Origin of the sequence: Oscillibacter sp. KLE 1745 (assembly GCF_000469445.2) — a bacterium.
In the GTDB taxonomy this organism is placed as follows: domain Bacteria; phylum Bacillota; class Clostridia; order Oscillospirales; family Oscillospiraceae; genus Oscillibacter; species Oscillibacter welbionis.
In genome coordinates this window covers 17,406-22,775 of record NZ_KI271743.1, presented here as the reverse complement: position 1 = coordinate 22,775, position 5,370 = coordinate 17,406, and the positions used below count along the sequence as shown (strand labels likewise).

The 5,370-nt window shown below is 66.1% G+C and carries 4 protein-coding genes and 1 pseudogene; all 5 read left to right on the top strand.

From position 1 onward, the window contains the following. Positions 1-269 precede the first annotated feature (269 nt). Positions 270-1,244 (top strand): stalk domain-containing protein, encoded by a 975-nt coding sequence (locus tag HMPREF1546_RS12650; RefSeq protein WP_021747922.1) that lies wholly within the window; start codon positions 270-272, stop codon positions 1,242-1,244. Positions 1,245-1,387: 143 nt separating this feature from the next. Further along, positions 1,388-2,746, top strand: a complete 1,359-nt coding sequence (locus tag HMPREF1546_RS12645) for a lyase family protein (protein ID WP_021747921.1) — start codon at positions 1,388-1,390, stop codon at positions 2,744-2,746. A 126-nt stretch (positions 2,747-2,872) separates the two neighbouring features. After that, positions 2,873-3,391 (top strand): RNA polymerase sigma factor, encoded by a 519-nt coding sequence (locus HMPREF1546_RS12640; RefSeq protein WP_021747920.1) that lies wholly within the window; start codon positions 2,873-2,875, stop codon positions 3,389-3,391. After that, on the top strand, positions 3,384-4,604 hold the full coding sequence (locus tag HMPREF1546_RS12635) for a DUF4367 domain-containing protein (protein ID WP_021747919.1): 1,221 nt from the start codon (positions 3,384-3,386) through the stop codon (positions 4,602-4,604). The genes HMPREF1546_RS12640 and HMPREF1546_RS12635 overlap by 8 nt, the downstream gene beginning before the upstream one ends. A 155-nt stretch (positions 4,605-4,759) precedes the next feature. Then, positions 4,760-5,370, top strand: a pseudogene (locus HMPREF1546_RS12630) (hypothetical protein); the annotation flags it as partial.

Sequence of the window (5,370 nt, the reverse complement as noted above, 5' to 3'; positions counted from 1 at the left end):
CGTTCGGCGGCCCAACCGGTTTCCGTGGAGTCCCCGCCCCAGCGATTTCCTGCCGGACCAGCGCAGGCAGGAGGTGGACTGCCCCGCGGGGGAAACCAGCCGCTCCGGGATGCCGGGGCCCGCAGGCTCGGGTACAGTGCCCTCCGCGGCGCCTCAAAAATATTTGTTAAAAATTCTGCCTTGGACGGGAACTTTTCCCCGCTGCCCTGCGTCAGTACAGGCAAACGGAGCAGATGCTCCCCCGAAAGCATTGGAAAGGATGAACGAGAATGAAAAAACGGATTCTGCAATGCCTGTCCCTGATCCTCTGCGCCGCCATGCTGGCGATCCCCGCCGCGGCCGCGGAGACCGCTGACGAAGAAGCGCCCGCCCGCCTGGGCCCCGCGGCCTATTGGGGCACTGTCACCTGGATGGATGAGGACACCTTCCTGCTGGACAGCGGGAAGGAGGACGGCCTGGGCGACGCGGTGGTGGTCCACGTGGGGGATGCCCCCTATCTGGACGCCGTCACCGGCAACACCCTGAACCTGGAGACGCTGGAGGACGGGGACGCCGTCTATGCCTGGGTTGGCCCCGCCATGGCGCTGAGCCTGCCGCCCCAGTCCACGGCCAGCCTGATCGTGGGCAACATCCCCGCCGACTACGCCGTGCCCCAGTACTATGAGATCACCAGCTCCACCGTTACGGAGGAGTCCGCGGTGCTGCATGTGGCGGGCAGCAATGACACGATCACCGTGCCCGCCTCCGCAAAGCTGACGCCCTACCTGACGAAGAACATTGTCACCCTGGCCGATCTGCGTCCCGGCGCCCGCATCCTGGTGTGGTCCGATTCCAAGGGCACGCCGGAGAAGGTGCTGGTGTTCGCCTACGGCTATCGGGGCTATATCAGCGTGGCGGAGGACGGCGTCGTGTCCGTCAACGGCCAGTCCACGACTCAGAAGGCCAAGACCACCGCTGACGGCGACACCCTGCTGCCCATCCGGGCGGTGGCGGAGGCCCTGGGCATGAGCGTCCGCTGGGACGCGAAGCAGGGCGCCGTGGTCTCCTATGGCGATGACATGGTGAAGCCTGCCCCCCTGACCACGGAGACGCTGATGACCGCCATGCCCGGCGGCGCCATCGCCGCGGTGAGCAGCGACGGCACCACGGAGGAGGTCTACGGCACCTGCGTGAAGGAGGCCGGTGTCACCTATGTCTCCCGCTCCGCGCTGGCCCAGACGCTGGACCTGTATCTGGCGGACTGACGGTATCTTTTGGAAAGCGGCTGCCTGCGGGCGGCCGCTTTTTTCTGCGGCGGGAACAGCCCGCTCTTGCGGCCCGTCCCGGCGGGCGGTATAATGAATCATCCATCACACGCCGCCACGGCGGATATACGGAGGAATACGCCATGAACACCCGCATCGAACACGACACCATGGGCGAGATTGCTGTCCCGGCGGAGCATCACTGGGGCGCCCAGACCCAGCGGAGCCTGGAAAACTTCAAGATCGGCGGCCTGCGCCAGCCGCAGGAGATCATCACCGCCTTTGCCTATTTGAAGGAGGCCTGTGCCCAGGCCAACGCGGACTGCGGCAAGCTGACGGCGGAGCAGGCCGGGGCCATCGCCGCCGTGTGCGCCGAGATCCGGGCGGGGAGGTGGAATGACGAGTTCCCCCTGGTGGTGTGGCAGACCGGCAGCGGCACCCAGACCAACATGAACGTCAACGAGGTCATTGCCCACCTGGCTGCGGACCGGGGGATGCGGCTTCACCCCAATGACCACGTGAATGCCTCCCAGTCCAGCAACGACACGTTCCCCTCCGCTCTCCACATCGCGGCGGCCCTGAGCGTCACGGAGCAGGTGCTGCCAGCGGCGGAGCGGCTGGCAGGGGCCTTTCGGAGGCTGGAGGAGGCCTATCCGGACCTGATCCGCATTGGCCGGACCCACCTGCAGGACGCCACGCCCCTGAAATTCGCCCAGGAGGTCTCCGGCTGGCGGGAGCTGGTGGAGGCCCCCTGCCGGATGCTGCGCACCGCCCTGCCGGAGCTGACCAAACTGGCCATCGGCGGCACCGCCGTGGGCACCGGCCTCAACGCCCCCAAGGGGTACGACGAGATGGTGTGCGGGCGGCTTCGGGCCATGACCGGGGTGGACTTCACCCCGGATGCCAACAAATTCCACGCACTGACCAGCAAGGATGCCCTGGTGTTCGCCCACGGGGCGCTGAAGGCCCTGGCCGCCAACCTCATGAAGATCGCCAACGACATCCGGTTCGAGGCCAGCGGTCCCCGGTGCGGCATGGGAGAGCTGAACATCCCGGAGAATGAGCCCGGCAGCTCCATCATGCCCGGCAAGGTGAACCCAACCCAGTGCGAGGCCGTCACCATGGCGGCCGTGCAGGTGATGGGGAACGACGCGGCCATCGGCTTTGCCGCCAGCCAGGGAAACTTCCAGCTGAATGTGTTTCTGCCGGTGAGCGCCTATAACTTTCTGCTCTCCGCCCGGCTGCTGGGGGATGTGTGCGATTCCTTCCGGGTCCACTGCGTGGAGGGCATCACCCCCAATGCAGAGAAGATGACGGCCAACCTGCACAACTCCCTGATGCTGGTGACCTGCCTGACGCCGAGGATCGGCTACGAGGCAGCGGCGGCGTGCGCCAAGAAGGCCCTTCACGACGGCACTACCCTGAAAGAGGCGGTGCTGGCCCTGGGGTATCTGACGGGGCCGGAATTCGACGAGACGGTACGGCCGGAGAAAATGGTATAAGAGAAGAGTATCCCGCCGGGGACGAAAAGATTCGCTCCCGGTGGGATACTCTGCGTTTCCGGGACGTTTACCGGACAGGGGGGATGCGCCCCCAAGAGAGAAGAGGAGGCGAGCGCGTTGCTTTCCATGCTGCTGGCTATGCTGGAGACGGAGGAGGACCGGGAAAGGTTTTTGAAGCTCCATGGGGCCTATGAGAAGAAGCTATACGCCGTGGCGGTCCGTGTTCTGGGGGACCGGACCGCGGCGGAGGACGCGGTGCAGCAGACTTGGCTGCAGCTCATCCGGCGGTGGGACCGGGTGAGCGGCCTGGCCTGGAGCGAGACGGAGGGATATCTAGTGACCGCTGTGAAGAACGTGGCGGTGGACATGCTGCGGAAGGAGCGGCGGGAGGAAGCTCTGCCGGAGGACTGGGATCCGCCCGCTCCGGAGACGGGGGAGACGGACTACCGCTATCTGGTGAGCCTGATCCGGGCGCTGCCGGAGAGCTACCGGCGGGTGCTGGAGCTGAAGTGCGTGGAGGAGGAGAGCAACCGGGAGATCGCCCGGCGGCTGGGGCTGAAGGAGTCCACCGTGGCCACCCGCGTCCTGCGGGGGCGGACCATGCTGGCGGCGGCGCTGGAGAAGGAGGGGTACGTCCATGGATGAGCGGATGCTGCGCCATGCCCTGATGGAGGCCAACCTGGAGCGGTTCCGGGACGTGCTGGACGCGGCGGAGGAACCGGACTGGTCCTACCGGTATTTGAGAAACCGGACGCGGCTGCTGGCGGACCCCTTCGGCTGGGCGAAGCGGATGGCCCGGCCGGTGTGGAAGCGGGCGGCCCGGACAGCGGCCTGCGTGCTATTGGCATGCCTGGTGACCCTGGGGGGCCTGATGGCGGTGAGCCCCGCCGTCCGGGCGGCGGTGTTGGGGTGGTTCCATCAGGTGCAGGAGGATCTGGTGACCTTTATCAACCCGAAGCGGACCGTGGCAGAGGATCCGCCCGGCGGCTGGCGGCTGTCGGAGATCCCGGAGGGCTTTGTGCTGACGGACGTGAGTCCCAAGGAGAGCTCGGGCTATTGGAGGTACTATGAGCCGGGGACCGGCGCATGGCTGTGGTTTGCCGTCTACACGCCGGAGGCGGGAGAGGTAGCTACCAATGTGGACGGAGCCTCGGACGCGGGGGAAAACCACACCACCGTCACTGTGCAGGGGTACCAGGCAGACCTCTTCCAGTCGGAGGGGACAATCCTGCTGACCTGGCAGAACGAGGCGGGATACCTCTTTATGCTGCGGGCCACGGATTTTGGCGACACCGAGACCCTGCTGTCCATGGCGGAAGGCGTGGTGCCTTACGAGGGACCCGGTGTGGCCTGGGAGATGGGCTGGGTGCCGGAGGGCTATGAACCCATGTACCGGGATGAAGGCGCTGGAGCCGTCCAGCAGGTGTGGGTCAGGGACGGGACAACACTGACCTGGCAGTATGTCACTGACCCCATCTGCCCCTTCGAGACCCCGGAGGGGGAGCCGGAGGAGATCGACCTGCGGGGCGTCACCGGCTGGTACTGGACGGCGGAGGAGGAGCCGGAGGAGAGCGATGGCCCCACCATTACTGTGAATGGGGAGGAGATTCAGGCGGAGGGCTCCTCCGTCACCGTAGGCGGCGTCACCATCATCACCGGCGGCTCCCCGGACACAGAGGAGACCGGCACTCTGATCTGGACGGACCCGGACACCAACACGACCTTCTTCCTGGAGGGGGCCCTGGACCGCTTTGACCTGCGGGACATGGCTGTCCGTACGGAGGAGACGGAGCCGCAGCTCTCACCTCCCACGAAGAGAGCGCAGTCGATCACCGGCACTGTCGGCGGTGGGAAGTGAAACAGTCAGACGCCACAGAAAGAGACGAGATCTTTGTGATTTTTGACAAAGATAGAAAAGTCCGGGGATACGTCCTGCCCACGGCACGTTCAACTAATAGAACGGCCGGGGGCCTGTCCCCCGGAAACACACGGAGACAGAAAGGAAGGAGTTCCATGAAAAGACGAGTCCTATCATTCCTGGCCGGCGCGGCCGCGGCGTTGGCGCTGACGGCCCTGACCGCCACCGCTCTGGCGGCCTCCGGGCAGGTGCAGTTCAACTTCGCTGGGGTGGCTCTGAACGGCGAGACAAAGATCGCCGCCGGCAGCGACATCATCGCCCCCAACGGCCGGCAGATCCCCGGCTCCATCCTTTATGTGGATGAGGCTGGCGGCAAGACCAACTATCTGCCCGTTCGGACCATCAGCGAGCTGCTGGGGGTGGAGGTGGGCTACGACTCCGCCACACGCACAGTGCTGCTGGGGGAGCAGACTGTGCCGGCCGCCCCGGCCGCCGCTTCGGGACCCTACTGGCACAGGGAGGACGATGAGAACGGCGTCACATACGCCAGCGAGGACCCTGGGATCGACTACACCGAAGCCCCTGGCTACGCGCTGACAAAGCTGCCGGAGGGCTGGGAGCTGGAGTCCGTGCGGGCCGGAATGGGCGGCAGAGGGAATCTGAGCTACCGGAACGGCAGCGGCGGGCGCATCTCCTTCTCCTGTGCCTATCCCGACGGCGGGAGCTATGGCTGGAGCCCCGGCAGCGGGGAGATCCCCTGCCGCAC

Coding starts and splice junctions, on each gene's coding strand:
- HMPREF1546_RS12650 (WP_021747922.1), top strand. CDS start 270: ATGAAAAAACGGATTCTGCAATGCCTGTCCCTGATCCTCTGCGCCGCC.
- HMPREF1546_RS12645 (WP_021747921.1), top strand. CDS start 1,388: ATGAACACCCGCATCGAACACGACACCATGGGCGAGATTGCTGTCCCG.
- HMPREF1546_RS12640 (WP_021747920.1), top strand. CDS start 2,873: ATGCTGCTGGCTATGCTGGAGACGGAGGAGGACCGGGAAAGGTTTTTG.
- HMPREF1546_RS12635 (WP_021747919.1), top strand. CDS start 3,384: ATGGATGAGCGGATGCTGCGCCATGCCCTGATGGAGGCCAACCTGGAG.